The sequence below is a fragment of the Bacteroides sp. B1-V-101 genome (assembly GCF_023656585.1).
GTDB classification, from domain to species: Bacteria; Bacteroidota; Bacteroidia; order Bacteroidales; family Bacteroidaceae; genus Bacteroides; species Bacteroides thetaiotaomicron.
Genome location: NZ_JAMOKH010000026.1, coordinates 16,619 through 38,554 on the forward strand (window position 1 = coordinate 16,619; position 21,936 = coordinate 38,554).

Sequence of the window (21,936 nt, forward strand, 5' to 3'; positions counted from 1 at the left end):
TATCATTTAAGATCATCTATAAACTACTCAGTAACAGTTGGCAATTACATATGAATAATTGCACAACTGTTGCTAAGTAGTTATTAAAGTCACTAGATTATAATTAAAAAAATCCGATGGTACAATTTTTCCAAGAAATACAAGAGCAACCGCAAGCACTTCTGCAGACGGCAAACTTCTACAAAAGCGTAGAAGGAAAATCCGTTTTGTCACAAATTTCAGAATTATGGTGTTCCGGCAAATATAGAAATATTCTGTTAACCGGTATGGGCAGTTCTTACTTCATCGCTAACGCAACTGCTTCTCTACTTAATTCATATAAAATCCCGGCATATGCTCTGAACGCAGGAGAATTATTGCATTATCAAATTTCATTAATTAGTCCAGAATCGTTGATTATATGTATTTCGCAATCAGGAGAAAGCTATGAAGTAATCAAACTAATAGAAAAGTTATCTTCAAACATCACAGTTCTTTCTATTTGTAATGAAAAAGATAGCAGTTTAGTCAAATTCTCTCGCTATAGCCTATTGTGCAAAGCTGGAAAGGAAGAAAAAACGTCAACAAAAACATTCATAACCTGTTATCAAGTAGCATATTTACTGGCAATGAAGTTATGCAATCAAGAAATCGACAGCACCCAATGGCATAAACTCAGTAAAATTATTGAGAACATGGTCAATGGAAATACTCCATGGATGTCGAAAGCTATTGAACTGATAGACGGCTCCACTTTTGTGCAATTAATAGGACGGGGACCAGTTTTTGCAGCTGCCAGCCAGAGTGCATTGATGTTCATGGAAGCAGCGCATACGCCTGCATCAGCTTTATTAGGTGGTGAATTCAGGCATGGCCCGTTAGAAATGGTAAAGAAAGGATTCATAGCCATTCTATTTGCACACTCGCAATCAGAAACCTACGAACAATCACTATCTTTAGTAAAAGATATCCTTAAATATGAAGGAAAAGTTATCTTTATCACCGATTCAAACTTAGTGTTTGAAAATGATAATTTATGTGCCATTACTATCCCAAGCACTAATGCTGAGTTATTTACAATCCCCTGTATAGTTCCTGTACAACTTCTTATAAATACATGGGCAACCAAATGCGGAATAATACCAGGAGAATTTACACATGGTGCCAAAATAACATCAATCGAATAAACTATGAGAATTGTGTATCCAAAGAAAATTGCAATTGGAGTCGATATTGGCGGGACTAAAATAAAAGCCGGACTTGTCGATATTAACGGACAGATAATCGGTATCCCCGAATCTATCCGGACTTTAGCGCACGAACCCGGTGAAATGATTATTGAGCAATTGACTCTATTAATCCGAAGAATGATACAACAAGCCGATGGAGCAGAATTAATCGGCATCGGCATCGGTTCTACCGGTCCATTAGATATCAACAAAGGCATCATTCTCGAATGCAATAACCTTCCAACGTTACACAATTACCCTTTACACAAAAAAATAGAATCAACTTTCGGACTTCCGGTCAAACTGGATAATGATGCAAATGCAATGATGTTAGGAGAAGCCCTATGGGGAGCCGGAAGAAACCTAAATTCAATACTAGGAATCACTCTTGGCACAGGCTTAGGAGCAGCTATAGTGGTAAACAGAAAAATTATTCGTGGAGCTACCGGTTGTGCCGGAGAAATCTGGCTGTCTCCATACAAAGAAGGAATGATAGAAGATTATGTATCGGGAACTGGAATATCAAATTTATATCAGAGAATTACAAAAAGAAAGATTTCAGGAGAAGAAATCAGTAAATTAGCCCGGGAAGGAGACATCAACGCATTAAAAGCATGGAAAGAGTTTACCCAGGCATTAGCTTATGCCCTTTCCTGGACTGTTAATATCGTTGATCCGGAAGTCGTAATTATCGGAGGCTCAGTTATGCATTCATCAGATATATTTTGGGATTCAATGGTATCTTTATTTAAAAAGTACATTTGTCCGCAAACTGCTGCAAGCATCCAGTTAAAGCCAGCAGGTTTAAAAGATAATGCCGGATTTATGGGTGCAGCAGCTTTAATGTTTGTAGAATAAATTGTTATGAAAAAATTACTTATACTCTATCCGTTTCTATTGTTTTGCTTGATAAGCAAAGCAGATAACCAGTTGAAATTAACCAATTGGGAAATAAAAAGTACAACCGAAATAAGCGAAAATGCGGAAAAAGTATCTATGCCTTCATTCCAAGCTACCGACTGGTATGAAGCCACAGTACCGACTACTGTTTTGAATGCATTAGTGAAACAGAACGTTTATCCTGATCCCAGAATCGGCATGAACAACTTTCTAATTCCTGATGTCTCTGATGAGTTTAATAAAAAAATGGACTTAGCTAAATACAGTTACCTGGGCAATGGAAAAAATCCTTGGCAGGAACCTTATTGGTATCGCACGACCTTCACTTTGCCTAAGCAATATAAAAACAAAAAAATATGGCTGAACCTCAATGGAATTAACTATCGTGCAGACGTATGGATTAATGGACATCAAATAGGGAAAAAAGAAGATGTAGTAGGCATGTTCCGCCGCTTCAAATTCGATATAACCGATTATATCCAGCCCACACAGAACTGTATTGCTATAAAAATATATCAAGTGGACCATCCCGGAACTCCTAACCCCGGAACACAATTTATAGCCTTTGGGCCTAACCGTGGTACGGCTTCCGATTTGTTCAAAGATGAAACATTAAAATTCACAGGTGGTTGGGATTGCGCCCCTGTAGTGCGTGACCGGAATATGGGTATTTATCAGTCCATCACCCTGGAAGCAACCAGCCAGGTCACTATTGAAGACCCATATATTATCACTACTCTACCCCAAAAAGATACAACAGTTGCTGACATTACAATCAAAGCGACTGTACACAATCATTCGGATAAGATGATAAGCGGTAAAGTTAAAGCAACAATTCGCCTTATCAACGAATTAGTTTATCCGAGTTACACACGTAAACTGGCTGGAAGCATGAAACCGATAAGCGTAACTCTGCCTGTCACAATGCTCCCCAATGAAAGTAAAGAAATAATATTATCTCCCCAGAAGTTTTCCGTCTTATCTATACAGAACCCATACTTATGGTACCCAAACGGATATGGAGAGCAATATATGCACAGTCTCGATTTATCATTCGACATGAATAATGGGAAATCGTCCGATCGGGAGAAGGTAAACTTCGGAATTCGCGAAGTAACTTCGGAATTAATGAAAAACGGGGAAGAATATGGTCGTGTATTCTTTATCAATGGCAAACGCATCTTCTGTAAAGGGGGATGGATACAACCGGATGTACTTCTCGACGACTCACCCAAACGAATTTATGACCAGGCACGATTAATGGCAAATGCCAACATTACTTTGATCGGCAGTGAAGATATGCCTTCCCCTTCCGAAGATTGGCTAGATAGCTGGGATAAATACGGACTGATGAACTGGCATGTATTTTATCAATGCTACCGAATGTTCCCGGGACGTGACAACCAGCATAATCCTCTCAACAATGACTTAGCTATCGCTTGCGTGAAAGACATGGTCAAAAGATACCGTAATCATCCCTGTATCATTGCATGGTTCGGAGTTAATGAAGTGTTGGTAGATGAAGAATTGTATCATCCGACCAAAGAAGCCGTATTAAGCCTCGACACGACACGCCCCTACATACCGACTACCAGTATCAGTTGGGACGTAGACAAACTAACTCCTTATTTAAAACCGGACTTACCAACCGGTACTACCGATGATGGCGCTCCCGACTATAACTGGGCACCCTCCGATTACTACTTCGACAAAGTAGAAGAGGTTTATCTGCAAATGTTCAGAAACGAATTAGGCATGCCTTCCGTACCTGTATACGAAAGTTTGAAAAAGTTTATACCTACCATTGATAAGCCACTTGACCGGAGAAATCCGATTTATCCATTAGACAGTATATGGGCGGAACACGGAGCATGGGACACCAATAACTTCTGCTATCGTGCATACGACAATGCAATCCGAACCTTCTATAGCGACCCAGTCAGTAGCGAGGATTATGCATATAAAGGCCAGCTAGTAAGTTCAGAAGGGTATCGTGCCATGTTTGAGGCAGCCAACCACCGGATGTGGGATATCACAACAGGGATAATGATCTGGAAACTAAACTCTTGTTGGCCCGATGTCTGCTGGCAAATTTATGATTGGTATCTGTCACCCAATGCTTCTTACTATTTCTCAAAGAAAGCAATGGAACCCATTCATATTCAAATGAATGCAAATACGAACCGGATTTCTGTGATAAACGCTACTCATCAAGAACTTAAATCTGTTATAGCCAAAGCCAGAATCATAGACTATTCGATGAAAGAATGCTGGGCATACACAGATACCATATCCGTGGGCGCCGACCAATATAAAGAATTAGAAACCGTACCTCAACGAGGTGACCTTTCTGCCATATATTATATAAAGCTGGAATTAGAAGACTTAAACAGAAATCTTATTTCTGAAAACTTATATTGGCGTTACTCGCAACATCAAAATTTCTATTGGCTGGTAAATATGCCTAAAGTTACATTAAAGCAAGATTTAAAACTTCAAAAACAAGAAAAAGAGTATCAGATCACGCTTACTTTAACGAATGACTCTGATAAATTATCCTTTTTCAACCACTTAATGATACAAAGAGAAAAAACAAAAGAAGTCGTAAATCCGGTATTTTGGAGTGATAACTTCATTTCATTGTTCCCTAATGAGACCCGTACCATCACTGCGACAGTATCCATAGAGGATTTACATGGAGAAAATCCTATAATTATTATTAAATAACTAATAAAACCAAGAAACATGAAACTATTACTTACAACCTTGGCAATAGTCTATCTAAGTTTGTTCATGAGCCTGCAAGCACAAGAACAGGTACGGGTTATCCCCTATCCTGCTGAAGTCACCATGCAAGCAGAAACGTGTAAACTCAAATCGGGTCAGAAAATCCACTATCTGGATGCCAGTTTATATAAAGAAGCAGCATTCCTTGAAAAGAAACTCGCTGATTTAAACTATAAAATGAAAGTAATCCCCGGCAAAAAAGCTGCGAAAGGAATCAACTTATCATTAGACAATAGACTGCAAAACAAAGAGGGCTATCAGCTGATTATCGCCCCCAAACAGGTCCTAATCAAAGGAGGAAGTCCAGCTGGAGTTTTCTATGGTATTCAAACGCTATTACAGCAGTTAACCAACGGAGATCTAAGATGTGGAACGATAGAAGACGCCCCGCGTTATGAATGGAGAGGATATATGCTTGATGAAGCACGTCACTTTTCCGGCGAAAAAAGGGTAAAACAAATCCTTGACCTGATGGCATATTATAAGATGAATCGCTTCCATTGGCATCTGACAGACGCACAAGGATGGAGAATCGAAATTAAACAATACCCTAAACTGGCAACTATAGGAGGAGAAGGTTGCCATAGTGATCCGGATACACCGGCACAATATTATACACAAGAGCAGATCCGTGATATCATAGCATATGCCAAAGAACGTCATATTGAAATTATACCCGAAATAGACATGCCCGGACATGCCACAGCAGCCAATAAAGCTTACCCGGAATACTCAGGCGGAGGAACGGAAGAACATCCGGAATTCACTTTTAACGTTGGCAAAGAAGAAACTTATACTTATCTGACTAATATACTAAAAGAAATAGCTGCCTTATTCCCTTCTCCATATTTACATATCGGAGGCGACGAAGTAGCTTACGGAATCAAGGCATGGGAAACAGACCCACATGTACAAGCACTATTGAAACGCGAAGGGTTACAAACTGTAAAGGAAGCAGAACGCTACTTTATGCATAGAATGACAGATGTAGTAAACTCACTAGGTAAAACTTTAGTCGGTTGGGATGAACTTCTCGACTTGAATGTAAAGCAAGATAATACTATCATTATGTGGTGGAGGCATGATAAACCCGATTACCTGCGCAAATCACTGACCAAAGGATATTCGACTATCATGTGTCCGCGCAAACCGCTTTATTTTGACTTCGTACAATATAAAGACCACAAATGGGGACGAATCTGGGACGGATTCTGCCCAATAGAAGATGTATATGCTTTCCCCGACAAATGGTTTGCCGAATGGGGAGTGTCAGCCTCTGACCTCTCACATGTCAAAGGCATACAGGCCAATACATGGACGGAACTAATGCATACTAAAGATCGGGTAGATTTCATGATCTTTCCCCGCCTCTGCGCACTGGCAGAATCAGCTTGGTCCGCACCGACAGTCAAAGACTACGACAAGTTCCTGTCACGTATGGAAGATGCATTCACCTTATTTGATAAGCTGAATATTTATTACTTTGATTATCGTAATCCTCAGCACCATCCGGAACCGGCTGGTCCTGTCATCAAAAAGAAAGAAAAAATACAAATGGATTTCCGTGACTAAAAAAAGAAATGCTACATGAAGATTCTTATCTACTTTTTAATAATTGTACTGTGGAGCATCAATATGGAGGCAAAAGTCAAATTGCCTCCACTACTTAGTGACAATATGGTCTTACAGCAAAAAAGCAATGTACGAATCTGGGGAAAAGCGACTCCAAATTCTACTGTTGTAGTAACTCCTTCATGGGCAAATAAGGAAGTCAAAACCCATGCTGACGAAAAGGGGTGTTGGGAATTACAGATCACAACGCCTGCTGCCAGTTTCGAAGAATATACATTAACACTGACGGATGGAGAGCAATCTGTCACTTTGCAGCACCTCCTGATCGGAGAAGTCTGGTTATGTGCCGGACAATCAAATATGGTAATGCCTTTGAACGGATTTGATTATTGTCCCATAAGCGACTCCAATAATGTCATAGCAGATGCTCCCAATCATCCGGGAATACGAATGGTAACCATAAAGCCGACAGTAAAACTATCTCCGCAGGAGTATGCAGAAGGAAGCTGGCAGCAACCAACTACGGAAAATGCTCCGAAGTTTAGTGCAGCCGCCTATCATTATGCATTAACTTTACAACGGACCTTGCAGATTCCTATAGGAGTTATCACCTGTGCATGGGGAGGCTCAAGAGTAGAAGGTTGGCTACCTAAGGAAATACTACAAACCTACAAGGATGAAGACCTGACTTTAATAGGAAGTGACAAGACACCAGTCTATTTACAATCGATGTTAATGTATAATGGAATTTTATACCCCTGTCACAAATATACAATAAAAGGTTTTATCTGGTATCAAGGAGAAAGTAATGTAAGAAGTAGCAGAACATACGCCGAACGCCTAGCTACGATGGTAAAACATTGGCGATCAATATGGAAACAAGGAGACCTGCCTTTCTACTATGTTGAGACAGTCCCATTTGCCTGTGAATATAAAGAAGATGGCTACATAGGAGCATTATTGCGGGAAGCTCAACAAAAGGCGCTTTCACTCATTCCCAATAGTGGTATGATCGGAACAAACGACTTAGTAGAGACATACGAAGCTCCTCAAGTGCATCCTCACAATAAAAAAGGGATTGGAGAACGCCTCGCATATATGTCCTTGAATAAGACATACGGATATCAGGGAATAGAATCCGAATATCCATCTTATAAAAGCATGAAAATCAACGGAGAGACAATTGAAATCTCCTTTTCCCATGCAGAAAAAGGATTAAGCCCCTGGATGAATATCTCCGGATTTGAGATTGCAGGTTCAGATAAAGTCTTTTATCCGGCAGAGGCCTCTTTAAATCAGAAGGATCATACAGTAATTGTCAAATCCCCAACAGTCAAATCTCCCGTTGCCGTTCGTTACTGTTTTCGGAATTTCCTGAAAGGAAATCTGATTAATACACGCAATCTGCCGGTCAGACCATTTCGCACAGATAAGTGGTAATAAAAACATAAAATAAATGATGAAAAGAATATATTATACATATCCGGTTTTATTAGTCTGGCTTGTGTCGACATTGTTGCCACAATTTTGTATAGCTATGCCTAATGAACAGAAAGAAAACAATGATGTGGTCATAGAGAACGCGGAAATGCGTCTAATTATTAGCAATGACGGAAAAGCACGCAGCCTGATACACAAAGCTACGGGAGAGGAATGTCTGATAACAAATGCAGATGTACCTTTATGCGCTATTACCCAATACCGTCCTTACGATAATGAAAACTTCCTAATGTTTCCTGCAAAGCCACGCACCTTCCCAGCCAATAAAATTGAACGTAACGGAAATGAATTACGTATAGAATTTCAGGATACCTATGACATTGCCATCATAGAGTTAAATATCACAGATTATTATATAGGTTTCACTCTGAAGCAAATTGATTATCGTATCGAAGATTTTGGGGTAAAACGCAAAACTGAAATAGATGAAATCTCATTATTACAATTACCAGTACGTAAACGTGAGAACTTTGGTGAGTGGCTGAATGTATCATGGGATGAACAGACAGCCATATGCCTGCTAGGCACCCATCCGACCACCTATATCGATGCTTTTGCAAACAAGGAATATACTACGATGTATGCAGGACTTGATTTTCAAGTGAAACTTTTCAATTCCGGTGCAGCACTGATTACTACTTCAAAAGAAAAACTGCTAACCTGTATTGATAAAGTAGAACGTGACTATCATATGCCTTTAGGAGTAGAAAGTCGCCAACGTAAAGAATATCAGTACTCCTATTATGAGCTACGTGATGTCACGACTAAAAATATAGATGAACATATTGCATATGCTCAAAAAGGTGGTTTCAAATCCATTGTCGTCTATTATGTTGATTTCGCCAAAGCTTGCGGACATTATGAATGGAGAAAAGAATATCCGAATGGAATGAAAGATTTACAGGAAATCACTAATAAAATCAAAGCAGCAGGCATGATACCCGGCATTCATATTCATTATTCCAAAGTAGCAGTGAATGACCCATATATCAACAACGGCATACCGGACTCCCGCACCAACCATGTACGCGAATTTATTCTCTCGGAACCATTAGATGATTCAAGTACTATCATCACTATAGAAGGTAATCCGGAAGGTGTACGTATGGAGAAAGGACGACGTCTCCTGCAAATTGACAACGAGCTTGTCACTTATGAGAACTATACCACCGAACCACCATATCAATTTACGGGATGTGTACGGGGAGTATTTAACTCAAAAGCAGCCTCACATGACAAAGGACAACATTTCAGACTATTGGATGTAGATGACTGGCCCCTGTTTATCCGTGTCAACCAAAATACAGGAATCCAAAAAGAGATTGCCGAACGTTTAGGAAAAATCTACCACGAAGCAGGCTTTCGTTTTGTCTATTTTGATGGTGCGGAAGATGTACCGATGCCTTATTGGTATAATGTCTCCCGCTCTCAGATGATAGTATACAACGAAATGAAACCAACTCCATTATTTGCAGAAGGAGCATTGAAATCACATTATGGATGGCATATTTTAAGTCGTGGGAATGCTTTCGATATATTCCCTCCGGAACGTATCCGTCCGGCAATGAAGAAGTATACACTTCGATGTGCAGAGCAGATAGCCAAAGATTTTACTTCTGTCAATTTCGGATGGGTGAATTACTTGGCTCCCAACGACAAGACAATAGGCATGCAACCAGACATGTATGAATATATTTGCAGCAAAGCTGTCGCATGGAATTCTCCCATATCATTAGTTGGCAATTTAAAAGAGTTACAGAATCATCCTCGTACGGAAGATAACCTGAGAGTTATCAAAATGTGGGAAGAAGTAAAACTTCAAGGTGTCCTGACAGACAAACAGAAAGAATTACTCAAAAATCCCGAACAAGAATATCTTCTGATGAAAGATAAAAAAGGAAATTATCAGTTATACCCCTATCGTCAAATAACCAAGGATGACGAAAAGCCAATCCGGGCATTCATTTTCCAGAAAGCAGGAAGGACTTGTATCATTTATTGGCATATGAACGGTACAGGGCAACTCACTCTTGATATAGAAAAAAACAAGCTGTCTTTGATGAATGAGAGTGGTAAAAGAATACCTATCCGGTCAGCAGGAAGCAAAAGTATCCTCCCCGCAGCAGGGCGTCTCATATTGGAAACCGCTCTTCCACAAGAGGAAGTAATAAAATTATTCAGAAAAAGCATCGAAATTATTAAATAGAAATTATTCATCCTAATCTTTTGTATATGAGAAATATGATAACCGGTATTATTAGCATATTATGCTATTTACAATGTTTTGGAACTTTATCAGCCTCAGTGACTGCTAAAAATGAAAATGGAAACTTTGTATTAAAAAACAAGAATGTTGAATTAGTGTTTGCCAACGGAAAAGAATTCTTATTCAAGGAATTCCGCATGGATGGCATGAACATATTGCCTGTAGATGGAAGTACAACACATCCGTGGCAACTAATCTATCGGGGTCCCAACGGAGAGAACCCGACCTTAATGCCCCGATGGGGCGAATATAAAGGAGGCGAGATACAAAAAACTCAAGATGCCTCAACATTAATATTCACCTGGCAAATGGTTATAGATGCAGGACCGACGTGTCCGGTACGCATATTAGTCACATTAGGTAAAGATGCCGAACTACCGGAATGGCGCATTGAAGCAGAAATGCCGGAAGGATGGGTGATTACAGAATCTGAATTTCCCCGTATTGCTGTAAACAGACCGGAAGGAGCAAAAGGAATTCTTCCTGTCGGATTCGGGACCGAATACACAATCGGCAATGAAGGACAACTGCAATCACGTTATCCTTCGTGTACAGGCACAATGCAATTAGTGCTGATGCATCATAAAGGAGGCACAGTCTACTTTGCCGCACAAGACAAAGGGGGATCTGGCAAAGTATTCAGAATGAAAAGTGAAGGAAAAAGTCTTGTATTTATTCAGAATGTGACAACATCCTATGCCTGGACTCAAAACAAGAAGTTCTGCATTCCTTGGGAAACAGTGATGGGATTTACCCAAAAGGGATGGCAGGACGCTGCAGTACAATGGTATCGTCCATTTACTTTCGAAACACTGTGGGGTGCAAAAACTATTTCAGAACGTCCTATAGCAGAATGGATCAAAAACGCTGATATGTGGCTACGGCCGGGAGAAGTAAATGCTGAAACAATGGAAGCAGTACGTAAAGCGATGAAATACTATGGAAAAGGAGTCGGATTGCATTGGTATTATTGGCACAATCATCGTTTCGATACTAAATATCCGGAATACTTTCCCGAAAAAGCAGGATTCAAAGAAATGATTAAAGAAACACAGGAACTTGGAGGATTTATTACTCCATATATTAACGGTCGTCTATGGGATCCAGCAACAGACAGCTATAAAACGCTTAATGGTAAAGATGCCTCTTGTCGCAAAGCTGATGGTACATTATATACAGAAGTATATAGCTCAAAGGTATTAAATACTGTAACCTGCCCAGCTTCTTATATTTGGAGAGATGTGCTGAAAGGAGTCAACAAACAGATATTAACTGAACTAAAAACGAACGGTGTATATATGGATCAGATAGGTTGCGCCAACAGCGAACCCTGCTATGCAACCAACCACGGACATGCACCTGGCGGTGGTGATTGGTGGCCTTTTGCCTACCGCAGTTTACTCACCGAAATGCGCACAAATCTATACAAAGAGAACCAAGCCATGACAACAGAAGAAAATGCAGAGTGCTATATTGACCTGTTTGACATGATGTTAGTTGTCAATTCTCCGCACAACAGCTATACAAAAATGGTTCCGTTGTTCCCGCTCATTTATTCTGACCGTTGCATCTATAGCGGATACACCTACATCCCTTGGCGTATCACAGACGGTTCTTTGAATTTCATGAGTATGCGTAGTCTGTTATGGGGTTCTCAGTTAGGATGGGTAGAGCCCAGTCTGTTGATGCGCCCGGACGCTAAAAGGGAAGCTAAATTTCTGAAAAATCTGACAGATTTCCGCCGTCAACAACATGATTTATTCTTGGGAGGCCGTTTTATACAGGAAATAATTCCAACTGGTGATAACCCAACGCAAGAGATACCCAACTATGAAATAACTTCGGTAGTATTAGCGGCAGAATGGGCTAGTGTATCAGGCGAACACGTATACCTTATAGTAAATATGAGTGAACAAGAACACAAGGTTACACTGCCTAATAAAAAACAAATAACCGTCAAAGCACTTGATGCGATCAGAATCAGCAAATAAACAGTCTTTGTAATCAAACAATAAATAGTACAGTAAAATGAAACAGATTATATTTATAGCAATATTATTAACATGTGCCTTCGGAGCCTGCTCAAGTGACAATGACGGCGACGAACAGTCTGCAAGCGTACAAGCACCTTCAGACATAACCATAGAAAGAATGGGAAAAACCAAAGTATTACTACGTTGGAAAGACAATAGTAATAATGAAACCGGATTCAGCATCTTATTAAGAAAAGCAGATACCAGTGAAAATATAGAAATAGCCAAGGTATCCGCAAATGTCACAGAATATACAATCGAAAATGGTCTGGAAGAAGGAAACATATACTATTTCGGAGTAAGAGCATTCTCGGCTACGAATACTTCACGTGCCATTTACGAGCTCTATCGGTTGGTAGCCCTCGGTGACGAGCCAAGCATCGCAATCATAGGAAGTATCAAAGCAAACTCAACTTGTATCAGTTCCTCTTATCAAGTGACAAACATAGCTGGACAAACCAACGTAAAATATGGTTTATGCTGGAGTACCGAAAACACACCCACTATCAATGATCAAAAGCAAAACGGACCGGAAGTTGCTGAAGACGGAAAAGTATTTCAAGTGATTCCGAATACCTTACTCGACTATGGCAAATCCTATAAAGTACGTGCCTTCCTGACAACCTCTACCGGTACTTATTACAGTGCAGAGTCGACTGTTTCCTTGGAAACAGAGCCACAAGCGATCCAATTGACATGGAATAAACTGACCAAGTCTACATTACCGGCAGAAATCGAACTGTACGAAACCACCAGTAACTTAAATGGTAGTAATTTCCATGCATGGTACGCCATTGGTGATCTCTCTACCGGTAAGGTAGAAGTACGTGTCCACATACCATCTTCTCCCGCAACCATCGACACGCAATCTGCGTCATTCAATGGAGACTGTTATTTATTGGTCAATGGAGGATACTTCTATAATGGAAACCATACAGGAATAGCTGTTATCAATTCCATTAAATCGGGCTCTGTTTCAGCCGTTCGGGGGTCACTAAAAACTGGCGATACAGAATACAACAGTATGTATAATGTGACAAGAGGAACATTCGGCGTAGATGCTTCAGGCAAGCCGAATGTTGTTTGGACAGGAACGGATGCCTCCAGCAATGTTTTCTATTTCGACCGTCCTTTGCCATCTGTCAAAGGAGAAAATAAATATGGAATTGTCACTAATGAAAATCCGACTACCGCAATTAGCTGGAGTCCTAAATATGCTTTAAGTGCAGGTCCTGTATTACTGAAAGACAAAAAAATCCCATTCGATTTTACAGAGACATCAAAGGGCACAGATTACTATCTCAGTAACTATGAAATCATTCCGTATGACATTTTCGGAGCGAATGTAACCCCGGACCGTACAGCAATCGGTTATCGTGAAGATGGAAAAGTGGTCATATTCATATGTGACGGACGTATTACCGCCAGTGGTGGAGCTACTTTAACAGAACTGGCACAAATAATGAAAGGATTAGGCTGTGTAGGAGCTATTAATCTTGATGGCGGAGGTTCTACCGGAATGGTTGTAGGAGACGAACACTTGAATGACATGACCGGAGGAAACCGGGCAGTCGTTTCTACAATTGGATTCTTCAAGAAAAATTAGCCCAATCCGGATATTCATAAAAGCTATAGCAATATACATAGTAAGTTTCTTTTTATGTATATTGCATTGCTTTTATAAACAACCATTTATTATGAAAAGACATATCATCATTTTGCTCATTACATTCTTGTGCTTGCCGGAATATCTGGAAGCTCAATTAAAATATTATGATGCTGCCAAGTTTCCATTGTATGGTAAAGCCACAAAGAATACAGAAAATCGCTACGAACGATTGCCGGATTCATTAAAGCATGTCTCTCGTAAACCGGTATGGAATTTAAGCAGAAACTCCGCAGGATTAGCAATCAGATTTTGCTCCAATTCAACAACAATAGCCACCAAATGGGAGAATTTGAATAATAACCTGATGAATCATATGACACCTACCGGTACTAAAGGACTCGATCTATACACATGGGTAGACGGAGCATGGAGATTTGTGAATAGTGGGCGCCCCACCGGAAAAGTGAATCAAGCTACAATTATAGCAAATATGGAACCGGTCGAGCGAGAATATATGCTATATTTACCTCTTTATGATGGAGTAATTTCATTGTCCATCGGAATAGACGCAGAAGCATCTATATCAGTACCTCGAACGGCAATTCCAGTACGGACTAAACCAATCGTTTTTTATGGAACAAGCATTCTTCAAGGTGGCTGTGCCAATCGTCCTGGGATGGCACATACCAATATTATTTCCCGCCGTCTCAATCGAGAAATCGTCAATTTGGGATTCAGTGGAAATGCACTTTTAGACTACGAAATAGCCGAAGTAATGTCCTCAGTAGATGCAGGAGTGTATGTACTAGACTTCGTCCCTAATGCTTCCTCCGATCAGATATATGAGAAGATGGAAACCTTCTATCGCATACTTCGGGATAAGCATCCACGCACTCCGATTATATTTATTGAGGACCCCGTATTCACTCATGCTCTGTTCGACAAGAAAATAGCTATCGAAATAAACAAAAAGAATAAAGCCGTCAACAGTGTCTTCAAATCTCTAAAAACAAAAGGTGAAAAGAATATATACATAATTTCTTCCGAAAAGATGCTTGGAGAAGATGGAGAAGCAACAGTAGACGGTATTCATTTCACAGACTTAGGAATGATGAGATATGCAGACCTTGTTTGTCCGGTTATAAAGAAAGTATTAAAAAAATAATTTACTATGCAGTACATTAAGCAGATAATGTTATTGGTTATACTAACGATTAGTTGGAAATGCCAGGCAGAAGAAGTAAAAGAAATTTGGCTGGACGAGTTAGGCGAAAGTTCTTATTACATACAGGATTGGGGACTCCCCCGAATCAACAAAGCAGTCACTATGACGCCATTGACTGTGAAAGGCATCGTCTATGAACGCGGCATAGGAACTCATGCAATCAGCCGTATGCTCTTTGATATCGGAAAAAAAGCCAAGACGCTTTCCGGATTAGCAGGTGCAGATGACAATACCCCATTTGCTTGTAATCTTCAGTTCAAGATATTAGGAGATCGGAAAGAACTATGGAGAAGCGGAATTATGAGAAAAGGAGATCCTGCCAAACCTTTCAATATCGATTTATCAGGAATAGACAAAGTTTTATTATTGGTAGAGGAATGCGGAGATGGAATGATGTACGACCGCGCTGATTGGCTGAATGTCAAATTCACAACTCTCGGTGACGTACAGCCCATTCCTGTATGGCCCAAGCCCATTGCCAAAGAAAAATACATATTGACTCCACAAAGTCCGGACGCTCCACAAATCAATAACCCACTGACTTATGGCGCTCGTCCCGGCAATCCTTTTCTCATGCCAATTATGGTTAGCGGCAAACGACCTATGACCTATAAAGCCAAAGGACTTCCGAAAGGATTAAAGTTAAACCGGAAAACAGGACTCATCACCGGAAGCACGAATACAAATGGTAACTTTAAGGTCCGCCTACAAGCGACAAATGAGAAAGGAACAGATGAAAAGGAGATCACACTGAAAATAGGTAGCGAGATTATGCTTACTCCTCCTATGGGCTGGAATAGCTGGAACTGCTGGCGATTTGCAGCTGATGACCAAAAGGTACGTGATGCTGCCCGAATCATGCACGAAAAGCTTCAGGCCTACGGATGGACTTATGTGAACATAGATGACGGATGGGAAGCCGATGAACGTACACCCGAAGGTGAACTCCCGGCTAACGAAAAATTTCCGGACTTTAAGACACTTACTGACTACATTCACTCGTTAGGGCTGAAATTCGGAATCTACTCTTCACCAGGTTGGACGACCTGCGGCAGGCATATAGGCAGCTGTCAGCACGAATTGACAGATGCAAAAACTTGGGAAAAGTGGGGAGTAGACTATTTGAAATACGATTATTGCGGTTATGCTGCCATTGAGAAGAACTCGGAAGAGAAAACGATTCAAGAACCATTTATCGTCATGCGCAACGCTTTAGATCAGATAAAACGGGATATCGTATATTGTGTCGGATACGGAGCTCCCAATGTATGGAACTGGGGAGCGGAAGCCGGAGGTAATTTGTGGCGAACAACCCGTGATATCAACGACCAATGGAATATTGTAATGGCAATCGGATGTTTCCAGGATGTTTGCGCATACGTATCAGCACCTGGAAAATATAACGATCCGGATATGTTGGTAGTAGGCAAATTAGGACCGGGATGGGGTGCAAAATCCCACGATTCGGACTTAACCGCTGACGAACAATATGCACATATCTCCCTATGGTCCATCCTTTCCGCCCCATTATTGCTTGGTTGTGACATGACTGCCATAGACGATTTCACGTTAGGTCTTCTGACCAATCCGGAAGTGATTGCAGTCAATCAGGACCCACTGGTAGCCCCTGCTACTAAGCTCACAGTTCCCAACGGACAAATATGGTATAAAAAGTTATACGATGGTTCCTATGCACTCGGCTTCTTCCAGATGGATCCCTACTTCATTTTATGGGATCAGGATAAAGCAGTAAATATCCAGCAACAAAAATATAACTTTAACTTTGCCCTTAATCAGTTGGGCATCCAAGGTAAAGTCAAAATCAGAGACTTATGGAGACAAAAAAAACTTAGGAATATTCAGTGGTAGTTATGAAACTTCCATCCCCTACCACGGTGTCTCCCTAATTAAAATAACACCTATAAAATAAAAGCAAATATGAAACGTATTCTATTTATTCTCTTTCTCTGTTGTATAGGTAGTGGTCTTGCTGCTTGCCAAGACGAAGACCACACGGTCCCTACCCTCCCATCCGGGAATGATCCGGAAATAAACGATCCAGTCGTAGAATTCTATGATTGGGAAAAGAACCGCACCGAGTTACTGACATCTACAGATATGGTGTTACTTTATGGCGGAGGACATCATCGCACTCCCTATACATGGGATAAAGAACGTGTAAGTTCTTATATCAGATATGTAGATACCGACAATCAATCCCACTGGCTATTCGACAGCTTCCTCTTTTTGGAAATTATGGACACAGGTACAGGAGGCGCTAATAAAATGTTCGCCAAAGGGTACAATCTGGAATCAGCCAATCAAGCAGACTGGACGAAACTTATAGACTATTACTTCCAATCTGAAACAGGAATCGGAGCATTAGATGCATCAGTCAAAGAGGCCTCTGCCATTTTGGGAACCCCACGGCAGAAACGTCAGATTGTGATCAGTATACCAGAGCCCATTGTCTACCAACACCCGGAACAAGCATCCTCATCAACCAAGTATTGGGGGAAAATTGATAACCAGACGCTTGACTTTTCCAACTCTGCCGACCGAATTAAAGCCTGCAAATGGTATATCGATCAGGTACGTGCCAAGTTCAATGAAAAGAACTATCAACATGTAGAATTAGCGGGATTTTATTGGCTTGCCGAGAAAGCGACCGACACCCGTGACATTTTAAATGCGGTTGCCATCTACCTGAATAAACTAAAATATAGTTTCAACTGGATCCCCTATTATGGAGCAGATGGATATAATCAGTGGAAATCACTAGGATTTAATTATGCTTATTTCCAGCCTAATTATTTCTTCAACGAATCCGTCCCCGATTCTCGTCTGGAAGATGCCTGCCAGAAAGCACTCACGTATGATATGCACATGGAACTGGAATTTGATGACAATGCTCTGAATAGCAGAGGAAAGGCTTATCGTTTGAAAAACTATATGAGTGCATTCAAGAAACATGGCATATGGGAGAAAAAACGCCTTGCCTATTATCAGGGAAGTGCATCCCTACTTACACTAAAAAAATCAGGGAACGCAGCCGATACCCAACTCTATCATGAGTTCTGCAATTTTGTCATCAGCCGCCCCATCCGGAGTTCACATTAGTATAAACAGTTTAATCATCGCCATTCTATGAATCATAAATACCTATACTTACTCCTGCTATTTTTGATAGTCAGTTGCCAACGCAATGTAGAAACAGGCCCTCCTGTATTAAAAGAAATGTGCCAAAGATTATTTCCCCGGCATGCCCAGTCGTTTCTATTCGAGTTACTGACAGATTCTATTGATACAGACCGTTTTATACTGGAATCGAGTCAAGGGAAAATACGGATAAAAGGAAACAATCGTAACTCATTGGCTGCCGGTTTGAATCATTATCTGAAAAACTACTGTCATACCCATGTTTCCTGGTATGCCTCAGAGACAGTGGAAATGCCTGATGTACTACCGGAGATACCTCAGCCAGTATATATCCGTTCCAAATGTGACAATCGTTTTTTTCTCAACTATTGTACATTCGGTTATACTATGCCCTATTGGAAATGGCAGGACTGGGAACGACTGATAGACTGGATGGCATTAAACGGAGTCACCATGCCTCTTGCTATTACCGGACAAGAATCCATTTGGTACAAAGTATGGACAGACATGGGTTTGAGCGACGAACAGGTTCGCTCATACTTTACAGGGCCAGCCCATCTTCCCTGGCATCGGATGTCCAATGTCGATTTCTGGCAAAGTCCACTACCTCAATCCTGGCTAAAGGATCAGGAGGAATTACAAAAACGTATTCTCGAAAGAGAACGTGAGTTTGATATGACTCCTGTATTACCAGCATTTGCCGGTCATGTACCAGCCGAATTAAAAACAATTTATCCGAATGCAAAAATCTATCAGATGAGTCAGTGGGGTGGCTTCGATGAAAAATACCGCAGTCATTTTATTGATCCGATGGACTCATTATACTCAATCATTCAGCGCCGTTTTCTGGAGGAACAAACCAAAGTATATGGTACTGACCATATTTATGGAATCGATCCTTTCAATGAAGTCGACTCTCCTGACTGGAGCGAGGATTTTTTAGCCAATGTTTCAAGCAAGATTTACGAGTCGATTCATCAGGTAGACTCAGCAGCCCAATGGTTACAAATGACCTGGATGTTCTTCTATGACAAAAAGAAATGGACTCAACCCCGTATCCGTTCCTTTCTAAAAGCAGTACCGGATAACAAACTGATATTACTCGATTACTATTGCGATCATACAGAAATCTGGCGAAATACTGAAAAATATTACGGGAATCCCTATATTTGGTGTTATCTGGGTAATTTTGGCGGCAATACGATGATAGCAGGCAATCTGAATGATATTGATTTCAAGATTAAACGACTCTTCAAGGAGGGAGGAGACAATGTCTATGGCTTGGGAGCAACTCTTGAAGGCTTTGATGTAAACCCTCTTATGTACGAATTTGTTTTTGACCAGGCATGGGATTATCCTGTCACTACCGACCAATGGATAACCAACTGGTCCATGTGCAGAGGAGGAAATCAGGATGCCAATATCATCAAAGCGTGGAGAGCCTTGCATCAGAAAATTTATACCGAACATGCCACATGCGGCCAATCGGTATTAATGAACGCACGCCCCAGACTAACGGGAACTAAAAGTTGGAATACAAACCCCGGCATACATTACGCAAATAACGACTTATGGCAAATATGGAAAGAGCTACTAAAAGCCCGGAACATCAACAATAGTGATTTTCGCTTTGACGTAATCAATATCGGAAGACAAGTACTAGGAAACTTGTTCTCCGAATATAGAGATCAGTTTACCGCTTGCTATAACCGGAAAGATACAACAGGCATGAGAGAATGGAGTACCCGTATGGACAACCTCTTGCTTGACGTAGACCGCCTCCTTTCCTGTGACGCGACTCTATCCATCGGGAAATGGTTACAAGACGCCAGAAACTGTGGTGCAACCGTGTCGGAAAAGGATTACTATGAAGAAAATGCACGCTGTATCCTGACCGTATGGGGGCAACAGGACACCCAACTGAATGACTATGCCAATCGAGGCTGGGGCGGACTTACCCGAAGCTTCTACCGGGAACGTTGGAAACGTTTCACAGACGGAGTCATCGCTGCTGTTTCGGAAGATAAACCTTTTGACGAAGACAAATTCCACCAGGACATTACGCAATTTGAATACAACTGGACATTACAGAAAGACTCTTTCCCTATTGTTTCAGAGGAAGACCCGATTCAAATAGCAGACAGTCTTATCTTAAAATACGATACGTACTTTACCAAAGCACAATAATGAAGGCGGACATTCGACAAACAGGCGCTTCAAAAGATACGTTTTTTGAATGTAGCTTTTCGTTTTTCACAGAGAAGAAAGAAATCGAATGTACTACCTTTGTTTTATCAATTATATAAATACATACTATAAAAGACCAATTTATGGGAAACAATCAACCTTCGGCAAGAAAAAAAACTTATTATATATCTCTGGCTATTCTAGCCGGTATGTTCTTCATATTCGGATTCGTATCATGGGTCAATTCCATACTGATTCCATACTTCCGTATTTCTTGCGAGCTTACCCATTTTGAATCCTATTTTGTAGCCTTTGCTTTCTATATAGCATACTTTGTCATGGCCATTCCTTCGGGCATTCTATTGAAGAAAGTAGGATTTAAAAAAGGAATCATGTATGGCTTTATGCTGACTGCTTTGGGAGCCTTTATCTTTGTCCCGGCAGCTCTGGCACGGCAATTTGAAATATTCCTCATCGGCTTGTTTTCTATTGGCACCGGCCTGGCTATTTTGCAGACAGCCGCCAATCCTTATGTCACCATTATCGGCCCGATAGATAGTGCAGCACGACGTATCAGCATCATGGGAATCTGCAATAAAGTGGCAGGAATTATCTCCCCGCTCATATTCGCTGCCCTTATTCTGAAAGCAAACGACAGTGAACTCTTTGCATTAATTGAATCCGGTGCACTGGACGAAGCAACAAAGAACGCCATGCTCAATGAATTGATACAACGTGTCATTATCCCATACATTATTCTGGGCATCATCTTACTGCTGACAGGTATCGGTATCCGCTACTCCGTATTACCGGAAATAAATACTGACGAGCAGAATGCCACTGATGAACAGGACAATAAACATACTGACAAAAAAAGCATTCTCGACTTTCCATACCTCATATTAGGTGCATTGGCCATTTTCTTTCATGTAGGTACACAGGTTATAGCCATTGACACTATAATCAATTACGCCAACTCTATGGGGATGGATTTACTGGAAGCAAAAGTATTCCCTTCTTACACACTGGGATGCACAATGATAGGATATATACTTGGTATCATCCTTATCCCTAAATACATTTCCCAGAAAAATGCACTGATAGGGTGTACATTACTAGGTTTGGCTCTCTCATTCGGAGTGGTATGGGCAGACTTCGATATGACATTATTCGGTCATCAAGCCAATGCTTCCATCTTCTTTCTGAATGCTTTAGGTTTTCCCAACGCTCTGATCTATGCAGGAATATGGCCTCTTTCCATTCATGGGTTAGGCAAATTCACCAAAACCGGTTCCTCTCTGCTGATTATGGGATTATGCGGCAATGCCATCTTACCTTTGGTATATGGTCACTTTGCCGACCAGTACAGTTTGCGTATCGGTTACTGGGTACTTATTCCTTGCTTTATCTATCTGGTATTCTTTGCCATCAAAGGGCATAAAATCAACTCCTGGAGATAAAACTGAACGTAAGACATTAAAAATTAAAAA

At 40.8% G+C, this 21,936-nt stretch carries 12 protein-coding genes and 1 pseudogene; all 13 read left to right on the plus strand.

Annotated elements, in window-relative coordinates; translation table 11 throughout:
• The first annotated feature begins 116 nt into the window (after positions 1–116).
• A complete protein-coding gene (locus NBH01_RS17830; RefSeq protein WP_008762549.1) occupies positions 117–1,166 on the plus strand; it encodes an SIS domain-containing protein in 1,050 nt (349 codons plus the stop codon).
• 3 nt (positions 1,167–1,169) lie between these two features.
• Entirely contained in the window at positions 1,170–2,066 is an 897-nt protein-coding gene (locus tag NBH01_RS17835; protein WP_008767097.1) for an ROK family protein, read from the plus strand.
• Between the two features lie 6 nt (positions 2,067–2,072).
• Positions 2,073–4,835 carry a glycoside hydrolase family 2 protein gene (locus NBH01_RS17840; RefSeq protein WP_250700206.1) on the plus strand — a complete coding sequence of 921 codons (2,763 nt, stop codon included), beginning with the start codon at positions 2,073–2,075 and terminating at the stop codon, positions 4,833–4,835.
• 18 nt (positions 4,836–4,853) lie between these two features.
• Positions 4,854–6,467 (plus strand): beta-N-acetylhexosaminidase, encoded by a 1,614-nt coding sequence (locus tag NBH01_RS17845; RefSeq protein ID WP_008762546.1) that lies wholly within the window; start codon positions 4,854–4,856, stop codon positions 6,465–6,467.
• Positions 6,468–6,482: 15 nt separating this feature from the next.
• Positions 6,483–7,907 carry a sialate O-acetylesterase gene (locus NBH01_RS17850; RefSeq protein WP_008767100.1) on the plus strand — a complete coding sequence of 475 codons (1,425 nt, stop codon included), beginning with the start codon at positions 6,483–6,485 and terminating at the stop codon, positions 7,905–7,907.
• A gap of 16 nt (positions 7,908–7,923) precedes the next feature.
• Entirely contained in the window at positions 7,924–10,173 is a 2,250-nt protein-coding gene (locus tag NBH01_RS17855; RefSeq protein ID WP_011108901.1) for an alpha-amylase family protein, read from the plus strand.
• A gap of 26 nt (positions 10,174–10,199) precedes the next feature.
• The gene (locus tag NBH01_RS17860; RefSeq protein WP_225011872.1) at positions 10,200–12,224 is read left to right on the plus strand and encodes a DUF6259 domain-containing protein; all 2,025 of its coding nucleotides are present in this window, start codon (positions 10,200–10,202) and stop codon (positions 12,222–12,224) included.
• A gap of 37 nt (positions 12,225–12,261) precedes the next feature.
• A complete protein-coding gene (locus NBH01_RS17865; RefSeq protein ID WP_008767103.1) occupies positions 12,262–13,872 on the plus strand; it encodes a phosphodiester glycosidase family protein in 1,611 nt (536 codons plus the stop codon).
• 91 nt (positions 13,873–13,963) lie between these two features.
• Complete coding sequence (locus tag NBH01_RS17870) at positions 13,964–15,040, plus strand: SGNH/GDSL hydrolase family protein (RefSeq protein WP_008767104.1); 1,077 nt, start codon at positions 13,964–13,966, stop codon at positions 15,038–15,040.
• Between the two features lie 27 nt (positions 15,041–15,067).
• Positions 15,068–17,030 (plus strand): annotated as a pseudogene (locus NBH01_RS17875) (NPCBM/NEW2 domain-containing protein).
• Positions 17,031–17,038: 8 nt separating this feature from the next.
• Positions 17,039–18,220 (plus strand): DUF4855 domain-containing protein, encoded by a 1,182-nt coding sequence (locus NBH01_RS17880; protein ID WP_008767106.1) that lies wholly within the window; start codon positions 17,039–17,041, stop codon positions 18,218–18,220.
• A gap of 27 nt (positions 18,221–18,247) precedes the next feature.
• Positions 18,248–20,446: an alpha-N-acetylglucosaminidase gene (locus NBH01_RS17885; protein WP_011108899.1), complete on the plus strand. Its 2,199-nt coding sequence runs from the start codon at positions 18,248–18,250 to the stop codon at positions 20,444–20,446.
• Positions 20,447–20,589: 143 nt separating this feature from the next.
• On the plus strand, positions 20,590–21,906 hold the full coding sequence (locus NBH01_RS17890) for a sugar MFS transporter (protein ID WP_008762539.1): 1,317 nt from the start codon (positions 20,590–20,592) through the stop codon (positions 21,904–21,906).
• Positions 21,907–21,936 lie beyond the last annotated feature (30 nt).

Excerpts from the sequence above, each read along its gene's own strand:
- NBH01_RS17835 (WP_008767097.1), top strand. The coding sequence starts at position 1,170 with ATGAGAATTGTGTATCCAAAGAAAATTGCAATTGGAGTCGATATTGGC.
- NBH01_RS17830 (WP_008762549.1), top strand. The coding sequence starts at position 117 with ATGGTACAATTTTTCCAAGAAATACAAGAGCAACCGCAAGCACTTCTG.
- NBH01_RS17865 (WP_008767103.1), top strand. The coding sequence starts at position 12,262 with ATGAAACAGATTATATTTATAGCAATATTATTAACATGTGCCTTCGGA.
- NBH01_RS17890 (WP_008762539.1), top strand. The coding sequence starts at position 20,590 with ATGGGAAACAATCAACCTTCGGCAAGAAAAAAAACTTATTATATATCT.
- NBH01_RS17855 (WP_011108901.1), top strand. The coding sequence starts at position 7,924 with ATGATGAAAAGAATATATTATACATATCCGGTTTTATTAGTCTGGCTT.
- NBH01_RS17860 (WP_225011872.1), top strand. The coding sequence starts at position 10,200 with ATGAGAAATATGATAACCGGTATTATTAGCATATTATGCTATTTACAA.
- NBH01_RS17840 (WP_250700206.1), top strand. The coding sequence starts at position 2,073 with ATGAAAAAATTACTTATACTCTATCCGTTTCTATTGTTTTGCTTGATA.
- NBH01_RS17870 (WP_008767104.1), top strand. The coding sequence starts at position 13,964 with ATGAAAAGACATATCATCATTTTGCTCATTACATTCTTGTGCTTGCCG.
- NBH01_RS17880 (WP_008767106.1), top strand. The coding sequence starts at position 17,039 with ATGAAACGTATTCTATTTATTCTCTTTCTCTGTTGTATAGGTAGTGGT.
- NBH01_RS17885 (WP_011108899.1), top strand. The coding sequence starts at position 18,248 with ATGAATCATAAATACCTATACTTACTCCTGCTATTTTTGATAGTCAGT.
- NBH01_RS17850 (WP_008767100.1), top strand. The coding sequence starts at position 6,483 with ATGAAGATTCTTATCTACTTTTTAATAATTGTACTGTGGAGCATCAAT.
- NBH01_RS17845 (WP_008762546.1), top strand. The coding sequence starts at position 4,854 with ATGAAACTATTACTTACAACCTTGGCAATAGTCTATCTAAGTTTGTTC.